23 protein-coding genes and 1 pseudogene are annotated in these 26,518 nt (G+C 68.9%); 7 read left to right on the top strand and 17 right to left on the bottom strand.

The features are described from left to right. Window positions 1–129: 129 nt before the first annotated feature. Genes JYG37_RS08775 through JYG37_RS08765 form a run of 3 tightly spaced genes read right to left on the bottom strand, consistent with a single transcriptional unit; the run spans window position 130 to window position 3,140 of the window. On the bottom strand, window positions 130–441 hold the full coding sequence (locus tag JYG37_RS08775; protein WP_050018256.1) for an AtuA-related protein: 312 nt from the start codon (window positions 439–441) through the stop codon (window positions 130–132). Beyond that, window positions 441–1,802 (bottom strand): acyclic terpene utilization AtuA family protein, encoded by a 1,362-nt coding sequence (locus tag JYG37_RS08770; protein WP_124631968.1) that lies wholly within the window; start codon window positions 1,800–1,802, stop codon window positions 441–443. Before JYG37_RS08770 ends, JYG37_RS08775 begins: the two co-directional genes overlap by 1 nt. Window positions 1,803–1,841: 39 nt before the next feature. Then, window positions 1,842–3,140, bottom strand: coding sequence for a CitMHS family transporter (locus tag JYG37_RS08765; RefSeq protein WP_089488337.1), 1,299 nt, complete (start codon window positions 3,138–3,140; stop codon window positions 1,842–1,844). A gap of 97 nt (window positions 3,141–3,237) precedes the next feature. On the opposite strand from JYG37_RS08765, the gene JYG37_RS08760 reads away from it, so the two are divergent. Further along, window positions 3,238–4,134 carry a LysR family transcriptional regulator gene (locus tag JYG37_RS08760; RefSeq protein ID WP_050018258.1) on the top strand — a complete coding sequence of 299 codons (897 nt, stop codon included), beginning with the start codon at window positions 3,238–3,240 and terminating at the stop codon, window positions 4,132–4,134. A gap of 33 nt (window positions 4,135–4,167) precedes the next feature. Here JYG37_RS08760 and JYG37_RS08755 read toward each other — a convergent pair whose 3' ends face one another. Together JYG37_RS08755 and JYG37_RS08750 are read right to left on the bottom strand one after the other, a co-directional pair. Further along, the gene (locus JYG37_RS08755; protein ID WP_050018259.1) at window positions 4,168–4,752 is read right to left on the bottom strand and encodes a flavin reductase family protein; all 585 of its coding nucleotides are present in this window, start codon (window positions 4,750–4,752) and stop codon (window positions 4,168–4,170) included. 132 nt (window positions 4,753–4,884) lie between these two features. After that, window positions 4,885–5,310: a VOC family protein gene (locus JYG37_RS08750; protein ID WP_006481570.1), complete on the bottom strand. Its 426-nt coding sequence runs from the start codon at window positions 5,308–5,310 to the stop codon at window positions 4,885–4,887. A 119-nt stretch (window positions 5,311–5,429) separates the two neighbouring features. On the opposite strand from JYG37_RS08750, the gene JYG37_RS08745 reads away from it, so the two are divergent. Continuing rightward, the gene (locus JYG37_RS08745; protein ID WP_050018260.1) at window positions 5,430–6,320 is read left to right on the top strand and encodes a LysR family transcriptional regulator; all 891 of its coding nucleotides are present in this window, start codon (window positions 5,430–5,432) and stop codon (window positions 6,318–6,320) included. On the opposite strand, the pseudogene JYG37_RS34755 reads toward JYG37_RS08745, so the two are convergent. Continuing rightward, window positions 6,293–6,505 (bottom strand): annotated as a pseudogene (locus JYG37_RS34755) (hypothetical protein); the annotation flags it as partial. The gene JYG37_RS08745 and the pseudogene JYG37_RS34755 sit on opposite strands and share 28 nt — an antisense overlap. A gap of 400 nt (window positions 6,506–6,905) precedes the next feature. Between JYG37_RS34755 and JYG37_RS08740 the strand changes: the two are divergent. Further along, window positions 6,906–8,066 (top strand): porin, encoded by a 1,161-nt coding sequence (locus tag JYG37_RS08740; protein ID WP_176016777.1) that lies wholly within the window; start codon window positions 6,906–6,908, stop codon window positions 8,064–8,066. Window positions 8,067–8,470: 404 nt separating this feature from the next. Then, window positions 8,471–9,682 carry a lytic transglycosylase domain-containing protein gene (locus tag JYG37_RS08735; protein WP_213346025.1) on the top strand — a complete coding sequence of 404 codons (1,212 nt, stop codon included), beginning with the start codon at window positions 8,471–8,473 and terminating at the stop codon, window positions 9,680–9,682. A 143-nt stretch (window positions 9,683–9,825) separates the two neighbouring features. Here the strand turns inward: JYG37_RS08735 and JYG37_RS08730 are convergent, their stop codons facing one another. Together JYG37_RS08730 and JYG37_RS08725 are read right to left on the bottom strand one after the other, a co-directional pair. Then, complete coding sequence (locus tag JYG37_RS08730; protein ID WP_050013741.1) at window positions 9,826–10,161, bottom strand: hypothetical protein; 336 nt, start codon at window positions 10,159–10,161, stop codon at window positions 9,826–9,828. Between the two features lie 281 nt (window positions 10,162–10,442). Further along, the gene (locus JYG37_RS08725) at window positions 10,443–11,189 is read right to left on the bottom strand and encodes a MipA/OmpV family protein (protein ID WP_050013740.1); all 747 of its coding nucleotides are present in this window, start codon (window positions 11,187–11,189) and stop codon (window positions 10,443–10,445) included. Between the two features lie 244 nt (window positions 11,190–11,433). Here JYG37_RS08725 and JYG37_RS08720 point away from each other — a divergent pair, with 244 nt between their 5' ends. Both JYG37_RS08720 and JYG37_RS08715 read left to right on the top strand, forming a co-directional pair. After that, the gene (locus JYG37_RS08720) at window positions 11,434–12,159 is read left to right on the top strand and encodes a response regulator (protein WP_089488636.1); all 726 of its coding nucleotides are present in this window, start codon (window positions 11,434–11,436) and stop codon (window positions 12,157–12,159) included. Next, window positions 12,160–13,542 (top strand): ATP-binding protein, encoded by a 1,383-nt coding sequence (locus JYG37_RS08715; RefSeq protein ID WP_050013738.1) that lies wholly within the window; start codon window positions 12,160–12,162, stop codon window positions 13,540–13,542. A gap of 45 nt (window positions 13,543–13,587) precedes the next feature. On the opposite strand, the gene JYG37_RS08710 is transcribed toward JYG37_RS08715, so the two are convergent. The 6 genes from JYG37_RS08710 to JYG37_RS08685 all read right to left on the bottom strand — a co-directional run bounded on the left by JYG37_RS08710 (window position 13,588) and on the right by JYG37_RS08685 (window position 21,348). Further along, window positions 13,588–14,628 carry a FecCD family ABC transporter permease gene (locus tag JYG37_RS08710; RefSeq protein ID WP_050013737.1) on the bottom strand — a complete coding sequence of 347 codons (1,041 nt, stop codon included), beginning with the start codon at window positions 14,626–14,628 and terminating at the stop codon, window positions 13,588–13,590. Next, window positions 14,625–15,617 carry an ABC transporter substrate-binding protein gene (locus JYG37_RS08705; protein ID WP_050013736.1) on the bottom strand — a complete coding sequence of 331 codons (993 nt, stop codon included), beginning with the start codon at window positions 15,615–15,617 and terminating at the stop codon, window positions 14,625–14,627. The genes JYG37_RS08710 and JYG37_RS08705 overlap by 4 nt, the downstream gene beginning before the upstream one ends. Continuing rightward, window positions 15,614–16,390: an ABC transporter ATP-binding protein gene (locus JYG37_RS08700; RefSeq protein WP_179233137.1), complete on the bottom strand. Its 777-nt coding sequence runs from the start codon at window positions 16,388–16,390 to the stop codon at window positions 15,614–15,616. Before JYG37_RS08700 ends, JYG37_RS08705 begins: the two co-directional genes overlap by 4 nt. Before the next feature lie 20 nt (window positions 16,391–16,410). Beyond that, complete coding sequence (locus JYG37_RS08695) at window positions 16,411–18,621, bottom strand: TonB-dependent receptor (protein ID WP_502775370.1); 2,211 nt, start codon at window positions 18,619–18,621, stop codon at window positions 16,411–16,413. A gap of 215 nt (window positions 18,622–18,836) precedes the next feature. Then, entirely contained in the window at window positions 18,837–19,277 is a 441-nt protein-coding gene (locus tag JYG37_RS08690; RefSeq protein ID WP_050013735.1) for a nuclear transport factor 2 family protein, read from the bottom strand. A gap of 46 nt (window positions 19,278–19,323) precedes the next feature. Then, window positions 19,324–21,348 (bottom strand): NADPH-dependent 2,4-dienoyl-CoA reductase, encoded by a 2,025-nt coding sequence (locus JYG37_RS08685; protein WP_050013734.1) that lies wholly within the window; start codon window positions 21,346–21,348, stop codon window positions 19,324–19,326. Window positions 21,349–21,501: 153 nt separating this feature from the next. Between JYG37_RS08685 and JYG37_RS08680 the strand changes: the two genes are divergently transcribed. Further along, window positions 21,502–22,053 carry a PadR family transcriptional regulator gene (locus JYG37_RS08680; protein ID WP_179233129.1) on the top strand — a complete coding sequence of 184 codons (552 nt, stop codon included), beginning with the start codon at window positions 21,502–21,504 and terminating at the stop codon, window positions 22,051–22,053. A 159-nt stretch (window positions 22,054–22,212) separates the two neighbouring features. On the opposite strand, the gene JYG37_RS08675 is transcribed toward JYG37_RS08680, so the two are convergent. The 3 genes from JYG37_RS08675 to JYG37_RS08665 all read right to left on the bottom strand — a co-directional run bounded on the left by JYG37_RS08675 (window position 22,213) and on the right by JYG37_RS08665 (window position 26,305). Beyond that, complete coding sequence (locus tag JYG37_RS08675; RefSeq protein WP_050013732.1) at window positions 22,213–23,193, bottom strand: NADPH:quinone oxidoreductase family protein; 981 nt, start codon at window positions 23,191–23,193, stop codon at window positions 22,213–22,215. Between the two features lie 329 nt (window positions 23,194–23,522). Beyond that, window positions 23,523–25,847 carry a xanthine dehydrogenase family protein molybdopterin-binding subunit gene (locus tag JYG37_RS08670; RefSeq protein ID WP_213346024.1) on the bottom strand — a complete coding sequence of 775 codons (2,325 nt, stop codon included), beginning with the start codon at window positions 25,845–25,847 and terminating at the stop codon, window positions 23,523–23,525. Then, complete coding sequence (locus tag JYG37_RS08665) at window positions 25,844–26,305, bottom strand: (2Fe-2S)-binding protein (RefSeq protein WP_050013730.1); 462 nt, start codon at window positions 26,303–26,305, stop codon at window positions 25,844–25,846. The genes JYG37_RS08670 and JYG37_RS08665 overlap by 4 nt, the downstream gene beginning before the upstream one ends. Window positions 26,306–26,518 lie beyond the last annotated feature (213 nt).

The raw sequence follows: 26,518 nt of genomic DNA, 5'->3' as shown, positions 1-26,518 counted from the left end.
CGTTCGGTACGCGCGGGAATCGACCCGCGAGGCCGTAGCGTACACGCATGCGCGACGGACCTCATCCACCGACACCGCCCATGAAACTGAAGCTCGACATCGTCCAGCTCGCCGGCCGCGACGCCTGCGTCACGCCGGCTCGGGCACCTCGATCGCCAGCAGCGCCGAACTGACCGACTTGCCGTGCGCGTCGAGCGCGAGCGAGCGCGTCACCCCGCCGCCGAGCGCATCGCGCAGCACGAAGTTGAACGCGCCGAGCGCCGGCAACTCGTAGCGCACGACGTCGCCGTGCACGATGCCCGCGAGCCATCTCTTCACCGCTTGCGCATCCAGATGCGTGCGCAGATGGTCGTAATGACGCGGATCGCGGCAGATGACCGACACGTTCAGCGTATTGCCCTTGTCACCGGTGCGCGCATGCGCGAGTTCACGCAGTTGCATCAGGCCTCCACGAATGAAAACGACGGCGTCACGGCCGCGCGCGGCAGCAGCACCGACTGCACCGCGATCACCTCGCGCGTCGACTTGAACGCGCCGCCGCCGCCGGCCGGCCCGTTCGTATAGAGCGTCTCGACTTCGTTGCCGATCCGCGCGGCTTCGGCGGCGTTCGCCGCGCGGCCGGCCACCCGCACGCGCACCTCGGCCGGCTCGCCGCGCACGGCCGGTGTCGCGTCGCCATACAGCGCGTCGACGCCGATCAGGTCGAAGCGCAGCTCGCTCGCCGCGATGCCGGTCAGCGCGAGCCGCTCGCGCACGATGTCGAGCGCGAGACGCGCACGCGCGAGCGCGCCCGGTCCGCCGTACGAGATCTGGCCTTCGCCGATCCAGCCGTCGACATACGCGACCGATGCCTTCAGCGTATCGGGCCGCGCGGTGCCGCGCCCGCCCGTCACGCGCACGCGATCGGCCGCTTCCTCGGCGACCGCCACGCGCGTGAAATCCGCCACGACGTCCGGCTGCAGATACCGCGCCGGGTCGTGAATCTCGTAGAGCAGCTGTTCCTTGCAGCTCGCCGCGCTCACGCGGCCGCCCGCGTGCGGCACCTTCGTGATCACGACCGTGCCGTCGGCCGCGACCTCGCCGATCGGGAAGCCGAGCCGCGCCAGATTCGGCACGTCCTTGTAGCCGGGATCGGCGAAATAGCCGCCCGTCACCTGCCCCGCGCATTCGAGCAGATGGCCGACGACGGTCGCCGCCCCCAGCGCGTCCCAGTCGTCCATCCGCCAGCCGAACGCATGGATCAGCGGCGCGGCGAACAGCGACGGATCGGCGACGCGCCCGGTCATCACGACGTCCGCGCCGGCCGCGAGCGCGTCGACGATCGGCGCGGCGCCGAGATACGCGTTCGCGGACACGATGCGGTCGCGATACGCGGCGACGTCGTCGCCCGATTCCTCGAAGCGGAACGCGCCGCGCAGCACGACGTCGAGCACGTCGTCGCCTTCGACCGCCGCGACTTTCAGCCCCGCGATGCCGAGCGACTGCGCGATCTGCGCGGTACGCCGCGCGGCCGCGCGCGGGTTCGCCGCGCCCATGTTCGACACGATGCGCACGCGCTTCGCCGCCGCAATCGGCAGCACCGCGTGCATCCGCGCGTCGAGCAGCGGATCGTAGCCGAGCGCCGGATCCTTGCGGCGCGCCTGCTGCGCGATCGCGATCGTGCGCTCGGCCAGGCATTCGAAGACCAGATAGTCGAGCTGCCCGTGTTCGGCCAGCTCGACCGCGGGCTCGATCCGGTCGCCCGAGTAGCCGGCGCCCGCGCCGATGCGCACGCGCCGTTCGTGTGATGGCTTTGCTGTCATGTCCGTACCGTCGTCCGGCGAGCGCATCGCCGGCAAATATCAAAAAACGCCGAGCACGACGCACGCGATCGTCATCACGATCGACGCGCCGAACAGCAGCGGAAACGTGAATTTCTGATGCTCGGCCAGCTCGATTCCGCACAGCCCGACGACGAGAAACGTCGCTGGCGTGAGCGGGCTGACCGGAAAGCCCGTCGTCATCTGGCCGAGCAGCGCCGCCTGTCCGACCTGCACGGCCGGCACGCCGAGCTGGCCGGCCACTTCCGCGATCACGGGCAGCACGCCGAAGTAGAACGAATCGGGATCGAACAGCATGCTGAGCGGCATCGACGCGAGGCCGAGCGCGACCGGGATATGGCCTGCCATCGACGGCGGCACGAAGCCGACCGCCGCCTGCGCCATCGCCTTCAGCATCCCGCTGCCCTGCATGATCCCCGTGAACACGCCGGCCGCGAGCAGGATGCCGGCCATCATCAGCGCGGCGCGCGCATGCGCGTCGATGCGCTTGCGTTGCATGTCGACGTCCGGGTAGTTCACCATCAGCGCGATACACAGCCCGACCATGAACATGATCGCGGGCGGGATCTTCTCGCCCATCACGACCATCGTGCCGAGCACGACGAGCGTCAGCACGAGGTTGAACCAGAACAGGTGCGGCCGGCGCAGCGCCTGCTCGTCGGGCGTCAGTTCGCGCCGGGGCAGCGGGATCGACGCATCGTCGCGCGACAGGCCGAGCCGCTTCTCCTCGCGCCGCCCGAGCCAGTACGCGACGCCGAACACGAACACGAGCCCGATCGCCTGCACCGGAATCAGCGGATTGAACAGCGCCGACACCGGCAGGTGCAGCGACGCCGACGCGCGGATCATCGGCCCCGTCCACGGCAGGAAGTTGATGCCCGCGGCCATCGACACCGCGGCGGCCAGCACGCGCCGGTCCATCTTCAGCCGGTCGTACAGCGGCAGCACGGCCGGAATCGTCACGAGGAAGCAGACGGCGCCCGAGCCGTCGAGGTGGATCAGCAGCGCGAGCAGCGTCGTACCCATCACGATGCGTGTCGGCCGCGTGCCGACCGCGCGCAGGATCCGGTCGATGATCGGGTCGAGCGTGCCGGCGTCGGTGATCGTCCCGAAATAGAGGATCGCGAACACGAACATCCCGACGACGGGCGCGAGCCCCTTCAGCCCGTCGATGACGAACTTGCTGGTGTGCAGCCCGAAGCCGCCGATCAGCGACGCGGCGATCGGCACGATGATCAGCGCGACGAGCGGCGACATCCGCTTCGACAGAATGGCGGCCAGCAGCACGACGATCGTGCCCAGCCCGAGTAACGGCAGCATCCGTGTCTCCTACCTTGTCTTTTGTTGGAGACGAGCGTAAGGTCGGCGCAGCGATAGCACAATTGAAATGATTTGATCGCAGCAATCACGAACCGTTATGGATCTGAATCTTCGCGACATTCGCGCGTTCGTCACCGTCGCGCACGCCGGCAACTTCACGCGCGCGGCCGCACGGCTGCACCTGTCGCAGCCGGCGCTGACCGTGCAGATCCGCCGGCTCGAGGACATCGTCGGCGCGCGCCTGTTCGACCGCAACAGCCGCAGCGTCGCGCTCACGCAGACCGGGCGCGAACTGCTGCCGCTGTTGCAGCGCTCGCTCGACGACATGGAGCGCGTGCTGCGCGATGCGCGTGCGCTCGGCGAAGGCGCGAGCGGCACGGTGCGGCTCGCGTGCCTGCCGACCTTCGCGTCGAGTGTGCTGCCGGAGCTGATCCAGTCGTTCCGGCGCGACGTGCCGCGCGCGGGCTTCGAGATCCGCGACGGCGTCGCGAGCCTCGTCACCGCGCTGGTGCGCAACGAGGATGCCGATCTCGGGCTGACCGGCGGCGATACGTTCGATGCGTCGCTGGAGGTGCTGTATGCGGGCGCCGACCGGCTCGTCGCCGTGTGCCCGCAGGATCATCCGCTCGCGCGCAAGCGCCGCGTCACCACCGCCGACGTCGCCGGCGTGCCGCTCGTGCTCACCGCGCAGGGCACGAGCGTGCGCAGCGTCGTCGATGCCGCGCTGGACGCGGCCGGCTGCACGCCCGACATCGCGTGCGAGCCGACCTACATGATGACGGCCGTCGCGATGGTGCGCGGCGGCCTCGGCGTGACGATCCTGCCCGCGACCGCCCGCGAGGTGCGCGCCGAGCCCGAACTGGTCGCGAAGCCGATCGACGATCCCGCGTTCGTGCGGCCGATCGCGCTCGTCGCGAAGCGCGGGCGCACGCTGCCGCGCGTCGCGCAGGCGTTCGTCGACCTCATGCTGGCGGAATTGAAAAAGCGCGCATGAAGCGCGCCCGATTCGGGAAAGGGCGTGCGGCGCTTACTGCGCGTCCGGATCGACGTGCAGCGATTCGCCGATCGCGTAGAAATTGCCGCCCGCGATGTAGTGCAGGCTGCGCAACGCGGGATCGGCCGATTCGAAATACCAGTGGCCGTCGCGAAACACGCGCGTGTCCGACCATGCGCCGATCACCTCGCCGATGAACAGGTCGTAGGTCTGCTGGTTGTGCGGTTCCGGAATCAGCCGGCACGCGAGCCAGCCCGAGCAGCCGGCGACGAACGGCAAGTCGTGACCGTCGACGTCGAACAGCGTGACGCCCGCTTCGCGCAGCTTGTCGGGCCGCTGCGCGAGGCTGTGGCTGCCGACCGCATGCGTGAGCTGCAATTGCGCGGCCGTCGGCACCTGGATCACGAACGTGCCGCTGCGCTCGACGAGCTCGCGCGTCTTCGCGGATTTGTCGAGCACGACCGTCAGCTTCGGCGGCAGGAAATCGAGCGCGCACGCCCACGCGGCGGCCATCACGTTGTCGACGCCGTCGTGGCGGGCCGACACGAGCACGGTCGGGCCGTGATTGAGCAGACGGTAGGCCTTGTTCAGCGCCACCGGCGCGATGTGACTGTCCATACGGGTTCCTTGGAGAACGGCGCGCACGGACGGATGCCGTGCGGCGCGGCGCCGGCCGTCGCACCTGCGCGCGGCCGGGCTGAAGGCCGCATTCTCGCACCCAACGTCAATCGGCGCTGGCGCCCCGGCCGGTCACTTCGCGAACAGCTGGCCGATGTCGCGGAACGCCTTGAATTCGAGCGCATTGCCGCACGGATCGAACAGGAACATCGTCGCCTGTTCGCCGACCTGCCCCTGGAACCGCACGTACGGCTCGATCACGAAAGTCACGCCGAACCCGCGCAGCCGCTCGGCCAGCGCTTCCCAGCTCGCCCAGTCGAGCACGATCCCGAAATGCGGCACCGGTACGTCGTGACCGTCGACCGCATTCGTATGCGCGCCTTCCTGCGACGCGGTTTTCGGATGCTCGTGGATCACGAGCTGATGCCCGTAAAAGTTGAAGTCGACCCACTGCGCACTCGAACGCCCCTCTTCCAGCCCGAACACGCGGCCGTAGAAATCGCGCGCGGCCGGCAGGTCGTAGACGGGAATCGCCAGGTGAAACGGGGAAAGACTCATGATGGATGATGGCCTCGTGAAGAAACGCTCGCGTGGCGCGAGGACGGCACCATGGTAGACAACGCCGAGCAAAAATTAAATCAATATAAAATTGGCTGATTCACAAACAGAATTGATGAATGATCCGCGAACTGAAAACCCTCGTCGCCGTCGCCCGCGAAGGCACCTTTGCCGCGGCCGGCAACCGTATCGGGCTCACGCAGGCGGCCGTCAGCGCACAGATGCAGCGCCTCGAAGCCGAGCTCGGCTTCGCGCTGTTCGACCGGCAAGGGCGATCGGCGCGGCTCAACGAGCGGGGCCATCACGTGCTCGACCAGGCGCAGGCGCTGATCGGCCTGTACGAGAACCTGAGCTCGGCCGCGCCCGGCTCGCCCGCCGCCGTGCGCGTGACGATCGGCGCGATCGCATCGGTGCAGAGCGCGCTGCTGCCGGCTGCGCTGGCCGATTTCCATCGCCGCCATCCCGGGTGCCGCACGCGCGTGATACCCGGGCTGTCGATCGAGCTGGTCAACCGCGTCGACGCGGGCGAAATCGACATGGCCGCGATCATCCGGCCGCCTTTTGCGCTGCAGAGCGACCTGCACTGGACCACGCTCGCACAGGAACCGTTCCGGCTGATCGTGCCGCGCGGCGTGAAGGGCAAGGACTGGGCCGCGCTGCTCGCGAACGAACCGTTCGTGCGCTACGACCGCGCGTCGTTCGGCGGCCGCCAGGTCGACCGCTTTCTGCGCAAGATGCACATCGCGGTGCGCGACACCTGTGAACTCGACGAGCTCGACGCGATCGTCAAGCTGGTCGAGAACGGCGTCGGCGTCGCGATCGTGCCGCAGACCGCCGTGTATCGCCGCTGGCCGGCCGGCGTGCGCGCGATCGACCTCGGGCATCACACGTTTCATCGCGACATCGGGCTCGTGCATCGTGCGCGGCGCACGATGTCGGAGCCCGCGCAAGCGCTGGCGCAACTGATCGAGGCGGCGTCGCGGCGGCGCGCGGGCGCGAGCGTTTCGTAGTCCATCGTCACGCCTTTCTCGTACGCGAAGATCGCGGCGTTGTCGGGTTGACCGTACACGGTCGCGATCGTGATCGCGCCGAGCCCCGGCTTGCCACGGCTCATCGGCGCCTGCTTGCCGTACGCGTTCGTCGTGCCGGCCGGCAGCCCGGCCGCGATCGGATGCGGCGCGTTGACGAGCCAAGGCGAGTTCGCGGCCCGAGTTTCAACGTGCGGCGGCTACGACGCACCGACAGGCCGTCACCGCTCACGCGCGACGCACATTTATCACATTCATTTCAGCGCAGCCGATTCAATTCGTTAAATAACGATTTGACGGATCGAAAACAATATCGAGATCGCGGTAGTTCACCCGCAAATCACGCCGAATTATCACGACACGCGCAAAGCCCACTGAAAAACCGGTGGAATGGCAGCCCATTGATACGCGCTTATCAATAATCCTGATCCCTCAACGGTGAATTCCGAGAAACATCCCTGTCTACATCAGGCCACAACGAAGCATTCCATTTTTGCCGTTTCAGTGCGGCTCTGTAGTCTCCTGCCATTCCGGATCACGAACCCACCCATGCGCACAGGAGATAAAATGAAACGCACGGCCCTCTCGATGATTGCCCTCGCGTCGTTCGCGGCGACGTCCGTCGCGCATGCGCAGTCGAGCGTCACGCTGTATGGCGTGATCGACACGTCGATCACCTATGTGAACCACGCCCAAGGCAAGGACAACGCGTGGATGCTCGGCAACAGCAGCGCGGGCAATCTCGCCGGCAGCCGCTGGGGCGTGAAAGGCACCGAGGATCTCGGCGGCGGGCTCAAGGCGCTGTTCCAGTTGGAGAACGGCTTCGACCCGAGCAACGGCCGGCAAGGCCAGGGCGGCCGCCTGTTCGGCCGTCAGGCCTTCGTCGGCCTGACGAGCGACCGCTACGGCACGCTCACGTTCGGCCGCCAGTACGACCCGCTCGTCGACCTCGTGCAGGGCATCACCGCCGACAACTATCTGGGCAGCGCGTTCGCGACGCCGGGCGACGTCGACAACTACGACAACAGCTTCCGCGTCGACAACGCGGTCAAGTACACGTCGGCCGTCTATGCGGGCCTGCAGTTCGCCGCGATGTATTCGTTCGGCGGCATCGCCGGCAGCACCGGCGCCGCGCAGTCTTACTCGGCCGCCGTGTCGTACAACAACGGGCCGTTCAGCGTCGCGGGCGGCTACTTCCACGCGACCAACAGCCCCGCGTCGAACGGCGTGCGCAACGGCTGGACCAGCTCGTCGGACGGCACGTTCGACGGCCCGATCAACAGCGGCTATGCGAGCGCGCACGCGTTCGGCATCGCACGCATCGCGGGCCAGTACGTCGCCGGCCCGTTCACGTTCGGCGTCGGCTACAGCAACGCGCAGTACCGCCGCGACGCAAGCTCCGTGTTCGGTTCGAACGAGCACTACAACACGGGGCAAGGCTTCGTGAACTACCAGGCGACGAACGCGCTGCTCGTCGGCGTCGGCTACAGCTACACGCGCTCGGGCGGCGACACGTCTGCGACCTATCACCAGGTATCGGCCGGCGCCGACTACAACCTGTCCAAGCGCACCGACGTCTACCTGACCGCCGCGTACCAGCACGCGAGCGGCCAGACCGGCGACGGCAACGGCGGCTCGATGGCCGCGCAGGCGTCGATCGGTTCGTACGGTTACGCGGGCACGAGTTCGCAGACGATGGTCAACCTCGGGCTGCGCCACCGTTTCTGACGGCGATACCGGCGGATGGCTTGCCGCGCGCCGCGCGGCAGGCCGAATTCGCATTGCGCAGACGGCGGCTTCGCCACCGATTTTTTATCGTTTTCTTTCGCCCCGCCAATCGCTGCCGGGGAATTTTCCCTTTCGCTCCGCTTATCGCCAGCTTCGCCGCTCGAGTGACGTAATACGTCAGCTTTCGGGTCATCGCCATTGCACCTGCATTCGCACCAATCTCGGCCATTTTTACCGATCCCGCAGCACGTGGGGCCGTGATCCGGCGCAATAAAAGTGCGCGGCGCACGCACGGGCAAATGCAAAGGAAAGTTTGACGCGAGCCATTTGCCCGCCTGCTATGGCACACTTCGCGTCTGCGTAATTTCCTTGCACCGGGCGGTCGGATTCCGCCCCATCCTGCCATGTCGCGTCATACCACTCGCCCGCTCAGCCGCCACACGCTGACCCTCGCCTCGACGATCGCGCTCTCGTGCGCGCTCTCCGGCGTCGCACGGGCCGATTGCCTGGACGACGCGGCCGCGTTCCAGCACGTGAGCGTCGCGCTGATGCGCGGCATCGCGCAGGTCGAGTCGGGGATGAATCCGAACGCGGTGAACACGAATACCAACGGCACGGTCGACATCGGGCTGATGCAGATCAACAGCACGTGGCTGCCGACGCTCGCGCGCGAAGGGATCACGCGGGAAAGCCTGTTCGATGCCTGCACGAACGCGTATGTCGGCGCGTGGATTCTGTCGCAGAACATCCGCCAACTCGGCCCCAACTGGAACGCGATCGGCGCGTACAACTCCGCATCGCCCGACAAGCGCCTCGCGTATGCGCGCAAGGTCTATGATGCAATCCGGACCATGCCGGATTCGCCGGATACTCCCATGCCCATCCTTCCACCGTCCTTTACGCCGCCGCAACAGGCACAGACGTACAACCCGTTCTCGAGCCTGAGCGTGTCGGCGCCGCCCGTCGCGCGCGCCCGCACGATCTCGCCTGGCTCGCCGCCTGCGGCGCCGCAGGGCGGCCCCGCCGGCCCGGCCGGCACGTACAACTTCGGCTGGACGGTCACCGGCGCCGACCAGGCCAAGCCGACCCAGGTGTTCGACGACGGCGCGCGGGTCTACGTGCAGTTCAGCGACATGAAGCACGTGCCGGCGATCTTCACCGAGACGTCGGCCGGGCGCGTGCTGATGTCGTGGGAGCTGCAGTTTCCGTATGCCGTCGTGACGCGTCCCGCGCAAACGTTGATCTTCCAGCTCGGACCGTTCGAAGCGCGGGCGCAGCGCAGTGCGGCGGCCGCGGGCATGACCGCGCAGGCGGGGACGGCGACGGCCGGGGCATCGGCCTCGGCATCGAAGAAGTCGGCCGGAACCGCAATGAACGCGGCGACGAACACGGCGGCCAATACGCCAGCGAAACGCACCGCGTCGGCCGATGCGTTGTGGTACGTGAATACGCCATCGACGTCGGGCACGGCGACGGCCTCGCCGTCGACCGCGAATATTCCCGCCACGCTGCCGACGGCCATCACGTCGAACACGCCGCCGCCCGCGCCGGCTCAGGCACCGGCCGCTCAGCCGTCGCGCGCCAGCGCGGACGCGCTGTGGTACATCTCGAAGTGACGCACGTCCGAACGCATGCGCATCGCGGCGATTATTTCCGTGCGGTCGTGGGCAGTTCGCGCGCGGCCGTGCCGCGCTTCGTGAAATACGCGCGCAGATAGCGCGACGTCGACGACGCCGGTGGCGGAATCGTCACACCGCCGTCACCCGCGCCGCACCCAGATCACTTTCCCGTCGCGAATGCCGAGATTGCGGCGCTCCTCCCGGTAATCCATCGTGCCCGGCAACGACTTGCCGTCGCGCTCGAGCACGCGCCACAGGCAGCCGTCGAGCAGCGCGCTCGCATCGGCCTCGTTCTTGCCGACCAGCGCTTCGTCCGGCGCGGCGTCCGCCTTGCATGCCTGCGCGGCGCCCGGCTGCAACGGGGCCCTGGCCGCGCCACCGGCGGTGGCGTTGCGGTGCTTCGTGTCCATGTCCGCACATCCTGTAAAGGTTGCGCCCGCAACGAGTGCAACGAGCATCGCGATCGTGTTCTTCATCGGTTTCTCCGTGTCGTGGCCCGGCGGTCGATGTGCGGCATTCGTGCACGACCGGGCATCGCATGCGTGATCGGTTCCGCACGCTGCCGGCCGTTTCCTGCCGGAGCCGGCCCGCGCATGGCGGCCTTTTGCGACCCGGCCGCGCCGCGTCGGCGCCGCCGCGTCGGAGGTCGGCCTGACGCCGAACCCGCCCGCATGTTACCGCACGCGGTTCGCGGCGACGGCGCGACGCCGACGCATCGTGGGCGCGCCGCGCGCGCCGGCCCGCGTCGGCAATCCGCTCAGAACTTGTACGTCACGCCCGCGATGCCGTAGTAGTTGCTGCGCGACTGCACGATCGGGCTGTCGCCCGCGCGGCCGAGCAGCCGCGTCACGCCACCGGTCGCGAGCACCGACCAATGCCGCGACAGCGTCCAGTTCCATGCAACCGCCATCGACGCGCTGTCGATCCCGCCGCTCGCCGAATACGGCCGGAACCGGCTGGTCATCGACTGTGCATCGGTCACGCCGTAGAAAGTCTGCATGTAGCGGCCCGAACCCGCGTGCACGGTGCCCGTCACGATGATCTCGTGCTGCGACGTCTTGAGCACCGGCACCGCGAGATCCACGTGCCCCGACACGCCGCGCGACGTATGCGTCACCGGCGTATCGATCGTGACGCTCAGCTCCGCCGTGTCGAAGAGCGTCACGCCGGCGCGCACGCCGACGAGCACCGAGCCCGGAATCCGGCCCATGCCTTTCAGGTAGTCGGAGCCCGGCAGGTCGAAGCGGTTCTCGTCCGCGCGGCCCGCGTCGTAGTTCACCGCCGCCGACACGAACGCCCCGTGCGGCAGGTCCAGCCGGTAGCCCGCGCCCTGCGTGCTGTCGACGAAGAAGCCATTGCCGAACGTGGCGGAAAACGACGGCGCAACGACGCCGCGATACTGTTTGCTGCCCGGGTAGCGCGGTGCGACGCCGCCGCCGAGCGACAACGAATACTGGTTTTCCGCGTGGGCGGCGGCGGCGAGGGTCAGGCCGGCGAGCGGCATGCAATAGCGGTAGCGGCGAAGGGATGGGCGCACAATATTGAGATATGAGTGACGAAGCCCGCAGTCTAGGTGCCGCCCCGCACCGAGACTGTCCTGAATGTGGGGCAAATGTGTGCCCAATTGTGTTCGATTGTTCGCGATTGTCGCCCCGCTGCCCCGGCGGTCGATCCGCCGGATAGAATTCGCGTGCCGCGCCGCGCATCGGTCTGCCGGGTGCGAGATGGCGCGTGCGTCCGAGGAAACCATGAACGAAGTTCCACTCAAATACCGCGTGCTGCTGATCGAGGACGACGACCGCCTCGCGCAGCTCGTGCGCGAATACCTCGACGGCTATGAATTCGCGGTGACGGTCGTGCGGCGCGGCGACCTTGCCGTCGCGGCAGTGCGCGAGCACCAGCCGGCCCTCGTGATACTCGATCTGATGCTGCCGAATCTCGACGGCATGGAGGTTTGCCGGCGCATCCGCGCGTTCACCAACGTCCCCGTGCTGATCCTGACCGCGCGGGCGGACGTGTACGACCAGGTCGCCGGGCTCGAGACGGGCGCCGACGATTACGTCACCAAGCCGATCGAGCCGCGCGTGCTCGTCGCGCGCGCCCGCGCGCTGTTGCGCCGCGCGCAGCCGGCCGCGGCGGAAGCGCCCGCGGCCGCGCCCGACGCGCTCGTATTCGGCGAGCTCGCCATTTCGCCGCCGAACCGCACCGTCACGTGGCGCGGCGAGCCGGTCGAACTGAAAACCGCCGAATTCAATCTGCTGCTGATCCTCGCGCGCGCGGCCGGCACCGTGCTGAGCCGCGACGACATCCTGAAGCAGTTGCGCGGGATCGAATTCGACGGACTCGACCGCTCGGTCGATTCAGGCATCTCGAAGCTGCGCCGCCGCTTCGAGGATGCGTCATCGGAGCCGCACAAGATCAAGACGATCTGGGGTCGCGGCTACCTCTTCAGCCCTTCTGCGTGGGACGAATAAATGCTGCGCCCGTTGCTTCGGTTGTACCTCGTCGTGATCCTGTTCGTCGGCGCGTCGATCATGTTCATCCAGCTGTCGTTCGACCGGATCTTCTACGAGCGCGGCGCGCAGGCGCAACGCGACTCGCTGACGACCTATTCGTTCGTGCTGAACGACTACCTCGAACGCCATCCTGGCGCGCAGCGCGAGCTCGCACTGCGCGAACTCGCGCTGCATGGCCGCGAAGGGTTCGGCTTCATGTCGATGGCCGACGCACGCGCGCAACTGAGCGGCGCGCCGCTGCGCGATCTCGATGCCGGCCGGATCGCGATCAGCTACAACGGCAAGGATTACTACATGCCGCTCGCGGACGGTTCGGTGCTGCATGCGCGCCCGATCGAAGCGCCGGATCTCGACATCCGCATCTATGCGTACATGCTGCTCGCGCTCGCGACGCTGTTCGCGGTGGTGCTGTGGATTCACTATCACTGGCGCGACATTCGCCGGCTGCAGGACGCCGCGCGCGCGTTCGGCGCCGGGATGCTGTCGACACGCGTGAAGGTGTCGGGCAAGTCGAACATCTACGAGCTGTCGCAGCAGTTCAACGACATGGCCGCGCGCATCGAGGCGTCGATCAAGCAGCAGCGCGAAATGATGCACGGCATCTCGCATGAACTGAAAACGCCGCTCGCCCGGCTGGAGTTCGGGCTCGCGCTGCTCGCCGACGCGGACGAAACGGGCCGGATGCGCGAGCGCCGCGACGCGCTGCGGCGCGACGTGCGCGAACTTGACGAGCTCGTCACCGAGCTGCTGACGATCGGCCGGCTCGAACAGGGGGCAAGCGAGCTCGCGCCGATGGAGGTCGTCGTCGACGCGCTGATCGACAGCGTCGCCGGCAACGTCGCGGACGACATCGCCGATCGCGGCATCGCGCTCGACGTGTCGACGCTCGACGCGCCCGCGGCCCACGTCTGCGATCCGAAGCTCGTCGCCCGCGCGCTGCTGAACCTGATCCGCAACGGCGCGCGCTATGCGTCGCGCAAGGTCGTGCTGGCCGCCGCCCGCGACCGCTCCGGCGCGCTCGTGCTGAGCGTCGACGACGATGGCCCCGGCATTCCGCCCGCCGAGCGCGCCCGCGTGTTCGAGCCGTTCCAGCGACTCGACTCGAGCCGCGACCGGCAGACCGGCGGCTTCGGGCTCGGGCTCGCGATCGTGCGGCGCGTCGCGCAGGTGCACGGCGGCGACGTGCGGCTCGAGGATTCGCCGCTCGGCGGCGCGCGCTTCGTGATCACGCTGCCCGTGCGCGCGCTGCCGGACAGCCTCTTCGACGTCGCGCAGCACGTCGCGAACCGGCACGCCGATACGCGCCGCCGCGGCGGCATGACTAGCGTCGTCCCGCTTTGATGAAACGGGCGGCGGGCCCCGCCCGCCGTCGCCGGCCGCGCGTCGTCAGCGCCGGCGCAGCAGCGCGACGAAGAACAGGCTGCCGAACAGCGCGGTCACGATGCCGATCGGCAGATCCTCCGGCGCCGCGAGCGTGCGCGCGGCGACATCGGCCCACACGAGCAGGATCGCGCCCGTCAGCGCGGCGACCGGCAGCAGCCGGCCGTGCTCGGCGCCGACCACGCGACGGCACAGATGCGGCGTCACGAGCCCGACGAACCCGATCGCGCCGCTGACCGCGACCATCCCGCCCGTCGCGAACGACGCGACGACGAACACCTCGCGTCGCATCCGCGCGCTCGGCACGCCGAGCGACGCGGCGGCGACGTCGCCCGACATCAGCGCATTCAGTTCGCGCCGGCGCGCATGGAGCGCGCAGCCGGCAAGCACCGCGCACACGGCCGGCACCGGCAGCAGATCCCAGCGCGCGAGCCCGACGCCGCCGAGCATCCAGAACAGCACCGACGACGCGGCGCGCTGATCGCCGAGATACAGCAGCAGGTTGCCGAACGCGGCCATCATGAACGACACCGACACGCCCGCGAGCAGCAGCCGGTCCGATTCGAGCCGGCCGCTCCGGTAAGCGAGCGCGACCACGCATGCGGTCGCCGCAAGCGCGCCCGCGAACGCGGCGGCCGACAGCGTGAACGGGCCGAACGCGGCGCCGGCCACCACCGTGACCGCGATCGCGCCGAGCATCGCGCCCGCGCTCACGCCGAGCAGGTGCGGATCGGCCAGGCGGTTCGCGGTCGCCGCCTGCAACGCGACGCCGACCGCCGCCAGCGTCGCGCCGACGATCGCGGCCAGCAGCGCACGCGGCATCCGGATCAGCCACACGATGCTGTCGTCGCCCGCGGCCGCCGCGAACGCATCGCCGCCGCCGACCGCCGACGCGACGTGCGCGGCGACGATCCGCACCGCGGCCGGCATCGCGATCGGCGCGGGGCCGAACGCGGCCGATGCGACGATCGACACGATCAGCAGCACGGCCAGTCCCGGCAGCACCACGCGCATACCGGGCCGCGCCGCCTGCCCGCGCACGCTCATCGTGCCGCTGCCGCGAATGCGGCCGGATACAGCGCGCGGGCGAGTGTCTCGACGGCCGCGACGTTCTCGGGGCCCGGCGTCGCCGCATCGTACGGAATCACGACGAAGCGCCGGTCGCGGATCGCGGCCACGCGCGCGAGCGCCGGCTGGCTCGACAGGAACTGCTGCTTCTGCGCGGCCGTGACCGCCGAATAGTCGACGATCACGATCACCTGCGGATCGCGCGCGACCACGCTTTCCCAGCTCACCTGCGTCCAGCTGCGCGGCAGGTCGTCCATCACGTTGCGCGCGCCCGCCGCCGCGAGCAGCGCGGTCGGCATCGCGAGGCCGCCCGCCGTCATCGGCTTGTCGGTGCCGCTGTCGTACACGAACACGCGCAGCGGCGCCGGGCGCCCGATCGCGCGCGACACCGCCGCCAGCCGCGCGCGCATCCCGGCGACGACCTGCGCGGCGCGCGCATCGACGCCGAAGATCCGGCCGAGATTGGTCAGGTCGCGGAACACGTCGTCGAACGACGCGGCCGACTGCTTCATCACGTGCGAACACGATTCGGTCAGTTCGTACGTGCGGATGCCGAACGGCGCGAGCGTCGCCGGCGTCACCGGCCCGCCGACGTGCATCCCGTAGTTCCAGCCCGCGAGATAGAAGTCGGCGCGCGCGGCGGCCAGCACTTCCAGCGACGGATACTGGCTCGCCAGTTCGGGCACGCCGCGCAATGCGTCGCGCACGCGCGCGGTGCCCGTCTTCCAGCCGCCGATGCCCGTATAGCCGACGAGCCGGTCTTTCAGGCCGAGCGCGAGCATCATCTCGGTGAGGTTCACGTCGTTGCTGACCGCGCGCGTCGGCGCGCGTTCGAACGTCACGTCGCGATCGCAACTGCGCACGGTGACGGGATAGGCGAGCGCGTGAACGGCCGCGCCGCCGAGCACGGCGGCGGCGACCAGGCGGCGGACGACGGAGGACAGATCAGCAAATGGCATGGCGGTCATTCCGGATGAAGCGGCGTGATGCGCGGGCGGCCCGTGACGGGATGGCGATCGACGAGCGCGGCGACGCCGAACACGTCGCGCAGCAGCGCTTCGGTCAGCACGTCGTCCGGCGCGCCGGACGCGACGACGCGGCCGTGCGCGAGCACATGAAGCCGGTCGCAATATGCGGCCGCGAGATTGAGATCGTGAATCGTCGCGAGCGTCGCGATGCCGAGGCGGCGCACGCGCGCGAGCAGTTCGAGCTGGTGACGCAGGTCGAGATAGTTGGTCGGTTCGTCGAGCAGCAACAGTTCGGGCTGTTGCGCGAGCGCACGCGCCAGCAACGCACGCTGTTTCTCGCCGCCCGACAGCGATGCGAAGCGCTGGGCGCGACGCTCGACGAGGCCGACATCGTGCAGTGCGGCTTCGACGATCCGGCGATCGTCGGCCGACTCCGCATCGAACGGCCGCTTGTGCGGCGTGCGGCCCATGCCGACCAGTTCGTCGACGGTCAACCCGAAATCGTCAGGCGTTTCCTGCTGCAGCACCGCGATGCGCTGCGCGACCGCGCGCGGCCGCATCCGCCACACGTCCTGCGCATCGAGCGCGACGCGGCCGGCGTCGGGCCGCGCGTAGCGGAACACGCAGCGCAGCAGGCTCGTCTTGCCGCTGCCGTTCGGGCCGACCAGCCCGACGAATTCGCCTTCGGCCACCGTCAGCGTCACCGAATCGAGCACGTCCACCGCGCCGCCGGGAGACCAGCTCACGCGTTCGATGTCGAGCATGTGGGTGATGGAGCGCACTTCGTCTCGCCCTAGAAGCGCATCGTCGCGACGAGCTCCGCCGAGCGCGACGGGCCGAGCAGCCATTGTTCGCCGCCGTTCGACGTCGTCACCGCGTACGTGCGGTTCGCGAGATTGCGCAGATACAGCGCGAGCTCGGTGCGCGACGTCGGCTGCCAGCGCAGCGACGCATCGAACACCGTGTACGACGGCACCTGCACGCGATTCGCGTCGTCGCCGTACGTCGCGCCGACGTAGCGCACGCCCGCATTCGCGTGCCAGCGCTCGGCGAACGCCCAGCCGAGCCACAGGTTTGCCGTCTGTTGCGGCACGCCGGACGGCACGTTGCCGGCCCGCGACACCGTCGCGCCGCCAACCGTCTGGTTGAAGGCGTCGTAGCGTGCGCGCAGCAGCGCGACGTTCGCATCGATCGTCCAGCCGTGCGGCAGCCGCGCGCCGCCGGTCAGCTCGACGCCGCGCGACGACTGCCGGCCGACCTGCTTGCGCAGCGCCGGATTGAACGGGTCGGTGCTGAGCAGGTTGCGCTTCGTGATGTCGTACACCGCGAACGTCCAGTACGCGCGACCGTCGAGCAGCGTCTGCTTGAGCCCGGCTTCCCACTGTTCGCCGGTCGCGAGCCGGTAGGCCGCCTGCGACGCGGACAGCGTCACGAGCGAGCCGACGCCCTCCGCGCCCGTCGTGTACTGCGCATACGCGCTGAACGTCGGCGCGATGTCGAACACGAAACCGGTGCGCCAGCCGACGTTCGCGAACCGCTTGTCGAAACCCGCGCCGGTCGCCGCCTGCTCGCGGCTGAACGCGATGTGGTCGTAGCGCAGACCGCTCACCCACGCGAGCCGCGGCAGCACGTCGAGCCGGTTCTCCGCGAATACCGCCACCTGCCGCGCGCGCGTGCTGAACTGCGGCACGGTCGGGTCGCGGCTCATGAAGACGCCGGGATCGAAGCCGTGCGCCGGTACCGTCGTTTCGCCGCCGTACGGCGAATTGTTGATGCCGCTGAACGTGATCCGGCTGAATTCCGTGCCGACGACGAAACGGTTCGCGCGACCGAACAGCATCCCGTCGATGCGCGCGCTCAGTCGATCGCCGATCTGCCGCTGATGGTGGCCGATGTCGAGATAGTCGCCGCGCGTGACACGCCCCGTCGCCGCGTCGAGCGCATACGATTCCGCGTTGCGCCAGTGGCGGTTCGACGTCAGGTAGTAGAGCTGATTGTCGATCGTCACGCCGGACGCGGGCCGGTAGCGCGCCGACAGGCGCGTCCACTGGTCGTAGTACGAAATCGTCGCGTCGCCGACCGTGTAGTTCAGCTTGCGCAGCGACGAATCGAGCACGCCGTTCGGCGCGGGCACGCCATAGTACGTCGCGGGCATCTGGCGCCCGTAGTCGTAGTCGAGCGTCAGCGTGAGTCGTGGGCTCACGTCGAATGTCAGCGCGCCGCCGATGGCCGTCGTATGCGTATCGGCCCGCTCGGCGAGACCGTTCGCGCGCGCATCGCTCGCATAAAAACGGTACGACAGCCGCGGGCCGAGCGCGCCCGTCGTATCGAACGCGAAGCGCTTCGCGCCGTCGGGGCCGATGCCGGCCTGCAGCGTCGTCTCGCGCGTGCGCTGCGGCCGCTTCGGCACCACGTTCACGACCCCGCCGATCGCCCCTTCGCCGTACAACACCGATGCCGGGCCGCGCAACACCTCGATGCGCTCGACCGACCACGTGTCGAACGGAAACGTGCTCGTGCCGGCCGCCGGCATCAGCCGCACGCCGTCGAGCAGCGTCATCACCGATTCCTGCCCGCTGAAGCCGCGCACGCTCAACGCGGTGCCGCCGGTGCCCGGCGCGATCGCGCTCGCGAAGCCGGCGGTGCGCGTGACCGCATCGAGCACCGTGCGATCGCCGCGTGCGTCTATCGTATCGGCCGTGACGGCTTCGACGCTCGCGGGCGTGTCGAGGCTCGCGAGCCCGAGCCGCGAGCCGGTTTCGAGCGGTTGCGTCAGCGGGTCGGTCGGTGCGGACGAAGCCGTGACGTTGATCGCCGGCAGCGCGTGCCGGTCGTCCGGTGACGATGCAACGGCTTCGGCGGCCAGCGCGCCGGTGGTCGCGATCGCGCAGCCGACCAGGGTCGTGCAACTGCGTGCCGCGCGCGTGCGCCAGGCGCTCGCGTGCCGGCGCGGCGCGGCATGGCGCCGCTCCCCGCGCGCCGGGGTGGGTCCGATTCTCGTCACGTCGTATCGATCTTCGTTGAATGTCGTCGCACGCGAGCGGCCCGGGCAGCCGGCCGACCGGCGACGAAAACGTCAGATGATACAATATATCAACTTGGTCCGTCAGGATTTTGACAGCTTGCGTTGCCGCGCGCCTCGTCAACGCTGCGCACCCCCTCGCGCGCGGGGCCCCGCAACGCGGCCGCAAGCCGGTTGCATGCTAGCCGCCACCGCGCTCAACCGCCGGTCTTGAACGCCGGCAACTGCTGCCCGAGCCGCGCGCCCATTTCCGCGCCGAGCGCCTGCAGCGCATTGAACGGCCGGATCATCACCTCGAACTCGACGATTCGCCCGTCGTCGTCGAAGCGGATCATGTCGATCCCCTTCAGCGCCTTGTCGCCGATGGTCGCGCCGAATTCCAGCACGACGCTCTTGCCGTCGTCGGCCGCGAACTGGCGGTGATACGTGAAATTCTCGAGGATCGTGATCACCGTGCGCAGCGCCATCAGCAGCGCGGGCGCCGGCCCGTACGACTTGAACGCCATCGGCGAGCGGAACACGGCGTCCGGATGGACGATCGATTCCAGCGCGCCGAAATCCTTGCGTTCGACCATCGCATGCCATGCGTCGAGCGATTTCGCGACGGCGGGATGAAGATGCAGCGGGGAATGTGTCATCGAAGTCTCCAGCATCGTGGTGGGACGGAACAGAAACGAATCGGTATCAAAGGGTCGCGGCCAGCGTCGTGCCCTGGTGAATCGCGCGCTTCGCATCGAGTTCGGCGGCCTCGTCCGCGCCGCCGATCAGGTGCACGCGGCATCCGGCGGCCTGCAGTTGTTCCGCCAGCTCGCGCGACGGCTCCTGCCCCGCGCAGATCACCACGTTGTCCACCGGCAACGTCCAGTCGACGCCGTCGATCGTCACGTGGAAGCCGTCGTCGTCGATGCGCCGGTACGTGACCGACGACGACATCCCGACGCCGCGCGCCTTCAGCGCGGTACGGTGTATCCATCCGGTGGTCTTGCCGAGCCCGTCGCCCACCTTCGAGGCCTTGCGCTGCAGCAGATGCACGTGCCGCGCCGCCGGTTCGGGCCGCGCTTGGCCCAGGCCGCCGGCATTCGCATACGACCGGTCGACGCCCCATTCGCTGAAGAACCGGTCCGCATCGACACGCTCGGCGCCGTCGCGATGAACGAGATACTCGGCGACGTCGAAGCCGATGCCGCCCGCGCCGACGATCGCGACGTTGCGACCGACCGCCTTGTCGTCGCGCAGCACGTCGAGATAGCCGAGCGCCTTCGGATGCCCGATGCCGTCGATCGGCGGCGTGCGCGGCACGACGCCCGTCGCGATCACCACTTCATCGAATGCTTCCTGCAACAGCATCTCGGCGGTCGCACGCGTATTGACGTGCAGCGCGATGCCGCGCAATTCGATCTGCCGGCGGAAATAGCGCAGCGTCTCGTTGAACTCTTCCTTGCCGGGCACCTTCTTCGCGATATTGAACTGGCCGCCGATCTCGGCGCCGGCTTCGTATAGCGTGACCGCATGACCGCGCTCGGCCGCCGTGACCGCGAAGCCGAGGCCCGCGGGCCCGGCGCCGACCACCGCGATCCGCTTGCGGCGCGGCGCCGGCTGGATCACGAGCTCGGTTTCATGACACGCACGCGGATTCACGAGGCACGACGTGATCCGGCCGCCGAACGTATGGTCGAGGCATGCCTGGTTGCAGCCGATGCACGTGTTGATTTCGTCCGCGCGCCCTTCCCGCGCCTTGCGGACGAACTCGGCATCGGCGAGGAACGGCCGCGCCATCGACACCATGTCGCAATAGCCGTCGGCGAGCAGTTGCTCGGCGACTTCCGGCGTATTGATCCGGTTGGTCGCGACGAGCGGGATGCCGACCTTGCCCATCAGTTCCCGCGTCACCCACGCGTATGCTGCGCGCGGCACCTTGGTCGCGATGGTCGGAATGCGCGCCTCGTGCCAGCCGATGCCGGTATTGAGGATCGTCGCGCCAGCCGCCTCGATCGCCTGCGCGAGCCGGATCACCTCGTCGAGCGTCGAGCCGCCTTCGACGAGATCGAGCATCGACAGCCGGTAGACGACGATGAAGTTCGCGCCGACACGCTCGCGCACGCGCCGCACGATCTCGACCGCGAAGCGGATGCGGTTCTCGTACGCGCCGCCCCACGCATCGTCGCGATGGTTCGTGCGCGCGGCGATGAATTCGTTGATCAGGTAGCCCTCGGACCCCATGATCTCGACGCCGTCGTAGCCCGCATGCTGCGCGAGCGCCGCGCATCGCACGAAATCGGCGATCGTCTCGTCGACCTCGTCGCTCGTCAACGCATGCGGCGTGAACCGGTTGATCGGCGCCTGCAGCGCGCTGGGCGCCGCGAGCGCCGGGTGATACGCGTAGCGCCCGAAATGCAGGATCTGCAACGCGATCCTGCCGCCTTCCGCGTGCACCGCACGCGTCACGACGCGGTGACGTTCGGCTTCCGCTTCGGTCGTCAGCATCGCGCCGCCCGGCGCCGGACGGCCGCGCTCGTTCGGCGCGAATCCGCCCGTGACGATCAGGCCGGCCTCGCCCCGTGCGCGCTCCGCATAGAACGCGGCCATCCGCTCGAAGCCGTTCGGCGCTTCCTCGAGGCCGACGTGCATCGAGCCCATCAACACGCGGTTCCTGAGCGACGTGAAGCCGAGTTCGAGCGGGGTCGTCAAATGCGGATAACGGGAGGTCATCGGGGCGTCTCCATCTTTTATGCAACAAGTTGCACGGATGGTAGCGCGTCGACTTCGTTTGTGCAACATGTTGCACAAACATACCTGCGCCGTTTGTGCTGCGGCCCCGATATGGCAAGATTCGGTTCATTGCGCAGCCTTCCTCGATCCGACATGTCCCTGCCTCACGCGCTTCTCACCGCCCTCGCCGAACGCCCTGGTTCGGGGTCCGAGCTCGCCGACCGTTTCGATCGCTCGATCGGCTATTTCTGGCAGGCGACGCATCAGCAGATCTATCGCGAACTCGGGCGTCTCGAGGAAATGGGTTGGGTCGAATCGCTGCCCGCCGAGTCCGGCCGCGGCCGCAAGCGCGCGTACCGGATCCTGCCGGCCGGCAAGAAGGAATTGCGCCGCTGGATCGCCGAACCGGAAGATCCGACGCCGCTGCGCGAGGCGTTGATGGTGCGCCTGCGCGCGGAAGCCGTGCTCGGGCCGGCCGGCCTCGAGCACGAGATCCGGCGGCGCATCGCGCTGCATCAGGAAAAGCTGGACTTGTATTTGCAGATCGAGGCGCGTGATTTTTTGGCGGACGGCGATTCGGCGGACGGCGATTCACGCACGAAGCGCCTGCAGCATCTGGTGCTGCAGGCCGGGATCGCAAACGAACGGTTCTGGGTCGAGTTTTCGCAGCACGCGCTCGACACGCTGCGTTTGCCGAAGGATTGAAGCCGCTGGCGAAGGCCGGCCGGCGGTCGTTTCACCGCCGCTCGGCCTCGTGCGCCCGACTACGTAATCGCGACGCCTTTACAGCAGGTCGCACCGCGCCCGCTTTCGTGAAGCACAGGCCGCGCAGCCTGCGTTGAATCGCCGCGCGGCGAACCCGGATCACGCATCCGGCAAAATCACCACCTTGCCCTTCACCTGCCGGTTCGCCATCCGCGCGATCGCATCGGCCGCGCCGTCCAGCGACACGCGTTCGGTGATCGTGGGCCGCACCTTGCCGGCCGCGAACCATTCGGCGAGCAGCCGCATGTTCGCCGCATGCTGCGCCGGATCGCGACGCACCGCATCGCCCCAGAACACGCCGAGAATGTCGCGCTCCTTCAGCAGCGCGAGGTTCAGCGCGAGCTTCGGGATCTCGCCGGCCGCGAAGCCGACCACGAGGAACCGGCCGCGCCATGCGGTCGCACGCAACGCCGCCTCGCTGTATGCGCCGCCCACCGGATCGTAGACGACGTCGGCGCCGCGCCCGCCGGTCAGTTCGTCGACGCGGCGGCGCAGGTCTTCGGTCGCATAGTCGATCGTCTCGTCGGCGCCCGCTTCGCGGCACAGCGCGAGCTTGTCCGCGCTCGACGCCGCCGCGATCACGCGCGCACCGAGCGCTTTCGCGATCTCGATCGCGGCGATGCCGACGCCGCCGGCCGCCCCGAGCACGAGCAGCGTCTCGCCCGCCTGCAGGCGCGCCCGCTGCTGCAACGCATGCAGCGACGTACCGTACGCAAGCACGAGCGCGGCGCCCTGCTCGAACGTCATGCCCGGCGGCAGCGCGGCGAGTTGGTGCGCGTCGGCCACGCACTGCTGCGCGAACCCGCCGTGGCCGGTAAACGCCATCACCGAATCGCCGGGCCGCCACGCGGTGACGCCGTCGCCGACCGCGTCGATCACGCCGGCAAACTCGGCGCCCGGCGAAAACGGCAGCGCCGGTTTCACCTGATACAGCCCCTGGACGATCAGCGCGTCGGGGAAGTTGAGCGACGCCGCCTTCACCTGGATCCGGACTTGCCCGGCAGCCGGTTCTGGAATCGCGACGTCCTCGATGCGCAAGCGGTCGATCGGGCCGAATGCGGTACACAACAGGGCTTTCATGCGCTTCTGTCTCCTTGCGCGGCGTGGCCGGGCATCGGTACGGTGTGCGGGACATCTCCCCGTGGCCGGTTCACGACGCATATGCGATGCCCTACGGCATCGGCAACATCGTCAGAACGCGAGATCGCGTCGCGACATCAACAGGCTGATCGTGCTGCCTCCCGGGGTGCCGGCCGTGTCAGCCGAATGAAGGGTTGGGTGGCGCCAAGTGCTGGCAGGAATTTAGCACGGTCGTTCACAAACGACAACGATACACACGCCAGCCAGTATGCGTATCCGGGAAGTGGGCCGGGCCGCACGAGGCGGCCCGGCGCGGGACAGCTATCGCGTCAACCCGCCTGCGGCTTCGAAAGCTGATCCGCAATCGGCAGGCTGCGAATGCGCGTGCCGGTCGCCGCGAAGATCGCGTTGGTCAGCGCCGGCGCGACGGGCGGCAGGCCCGGTTCGCCGACGCCGCCGAGCGGCGTCGCGTAGTCGTCCGGCGCGACGAGATGCACGCGGATGTCGCGCGGCGCCTCGTTCATCCGCAGCACCTGGAAGCCGTTGAAGTTGCTCTGCTCGGGGTGGCCGTCCTTGAACGTGATCTCGCCGTGCAGCGCGATGCCGAGCCCCATCACCACCGCGCCCTCCAGTTGCGAGCGCACCCGTTCCGGATTGATCTGCGGCCCGCAGTCGATCGCGATGTCGACGCGCGGCACCGAGATCCTGCCGTCCGCGTCGACCTGCACCTCGCACACCACCGCCGTGTACGACACGAAGCTGCGATGCGCGGCGATCCCGAGCCCGTGCCCCTTCGGCAGCTTGCGCCCCCAGCCGGCCTCGCGCGCGACCGTCTCGACCACGCGTCGCAGCCGCCCCGTATCGACCGGATACAGCGCGGGATCCTCGCCGTAGTTCACGTTTTTCACCGTGATGTGCGGCTCGAAACGCCGCGCGGGCCCGATCAGGTCGAGCAGGAAATCCTTCGGATCGCGGCCGGCCGCATGCGCGAGTTCCGACACGAAACTCTGGATGCCGAACGCATGCGGAATGTTGTACACCGAGCGAAACCAGCCGATCCGCGTATGCGCTTGCGCGGCCGGATTCTCGATCCGCACGTTCGGGATCGCGAACGGCAGATCCGCGATGCCTTGCGCGAGCTCGCCCGGCTGCTCGTGCACGACGCCGGCGCGGAACGTCGACTGGATCGACGGCGCGACCGTGCGATGCTGCCACGCGACCACCTTCCCCGCCGCATCGATCCCGCCGTCGAACGCTTCGAGCGACACCGCGTGGAAGTAGTCGTGCGCGATGTCGTCCTCGCGCGTGAACGTCAGCTTCACGGGCGCGCCGACCGCCTTCGACAGCAGCGCGGCTTCCACCACGTAATCGGGCTTCGACTTGCGGCCGAAGCCGCCGCCGAGCAACGTCACGTTGACCGTCACACGCTCGGCCGGCACGCCGAGCGCCTTCGCGATCTCGTCGCGCGTGGTCTGCGGCGCCTGCGTGCAGGTCCACACTTCGCAGCGGCCGTCGGCCACCCGCGCGACGGCCGCGGGCGGCTCCATCGTCGCGTGCGCGAGATGCGGAACGTAGTACGTCGCGCGCACGCGTTTCGCGGCGCCGGCGAGTGCGGCCGCCGCATCGCCGTCGTTGCGGATCACGTCGCCCGGCTGCGCGGCGGCCGCTTCGAGCGTCTCGCGATACGCGGCCGAGTCGTAGCCCGCATGCGGCCCGCGCTTCCAGTCGATCTTCAACTGCGCGCGTGCCTGGATCGCCGTCCACGTATCGCGCGCAATGACGGCCACGCCGCCGAGCGGCTGGAAGCCGGATGGCAGCGGCGTCGACGCCAGTTGTACGACCTTGACGACACCCGGCAGCTTCTCGGCGGCCGACGCATCGAACGACGCGACCGTGTCGCCGTAGGCCGGCGGCCGCGCAACGACCGCATACAGCATGCCGTCGAGGCGCGTATCGATCCCGTACCGCGCGCGGCCGCCGACGATGTCGCGTCCGTCGATCAGCGCCGTCTTGCCCTTGCCGATATAGCGGAATTCGGCCGGTGCCTTCAACGCCACGCTTTTCGTATCGGGCACCGGCAGCGCGGCCGCCTTCCCGGCCAGTTCGCCGAAGCCGAGCTTGCGTCCGGTTTTCGTGTCGACGACCTCGTGCACCGTCACCTTCACCTGGCGCACGTCGACGCCCCACACGGCAGCGGCCGCCTGCGCGAGCATCGTGCGGGCGGCCGCCCCCGCGCGGCGCAGCGCGGCGAAGCTCTGGCGCAGGCTGCGCGAACCGTCGGTGTTCTGGTTGCCGTAGCGCGGCTCGTCGCCGACCGCTTGCGCGACCTTCACGCGCGCCCAGTCCGCGCCCAGTTCGTCGGCGACCACGAGCGCGACGCTCGTGCGTACGCCCTGGCCCATCTCGGAGCGGATGCAGGTCACCGTGACGGTGCCGTCCGGTGCGATCGCAACGAACAGGTTCGGATCGTCGCGCAAGCCATGCGGCATCCCCGCGCCGCCATACTGCGGATTCGCGCTGACGGGCGGCTGCGCCGGCGTGGCCGCCTGCGCGAGCGACGGCACGCCGAACGCGAGCAGCAGCCCGCCCGATGCGAAGCCGAGCAGCAGCGCGCGACGGCTTTCGTTGTCGACGGAGAGTTCGGGCGCCCTCATGCGTCACCTCCGCGGCGCACGGCCAGCCGGATGGCCGCGCGAATGCGCGTATAGGTGCCGCAGCGGCAGATGTTGCCGGACATCGCATCGTCGATGTCGGCATCGGTCGGATGGGGATTCGTCTTCAGCAGCGACGCGGCCTGCATGATCTGCCCGGACTGGCAGTAGCCGCATTGCGCGACGTTCAGTTCCTGCCACGCCTGCTGCAGCGGGTGCGTGAGATCCGTCGACAGCCCCTCGATCGTCGTCACGCGCCTGGACGCCGCCGCCGCGACCGGCGTGATGCACGCGCGGATCGCGACGCCGTCGAGATGCACGGTGCACGCACCGCACAGCGCCATCCCGCAGCCGAACTTGGTGCCGGTGTGGCCGAGCACATCGCGCAGATACCAGAGCAACGGCATGTCGGGATTGCCGTCGAAGTGCTGCTCGCTACCGTTGACGGTCAGCGTGATCATCGTTCACCTCCTGGTTGCGATGCCCGCCGGGCAGGCATCGAGTGGGGATTCGAACGGCGCGGCGCACATTCCGAACGATCAGGCAGGCGTGGCGCCGTTTCGTCGACCGTGTCGCGTGCACGCACGGTCGGGCGGATGCTGCGAACGATGCCGTCGGCCGGTTGCCTGCGCAACCTTTCGCCTTTGCCCGGCCGGCGCTCGTCCGCATGGATC

The organism is Burkholderia sp. LAS2 (assembly GCF_018417615.1).
GTDB classification, from domain to species: domain Bacteria; phylum Pseudomonadota; class Gammaproteobacteria; order Burkholderiales; family Burkholderiaceae; genus Burkholderia; species Burkholderia sola.
Note: the sequence above shows the minus strand (reverse complement) of the source record. Positions and strands in the feature narration are given on the sequence as shown.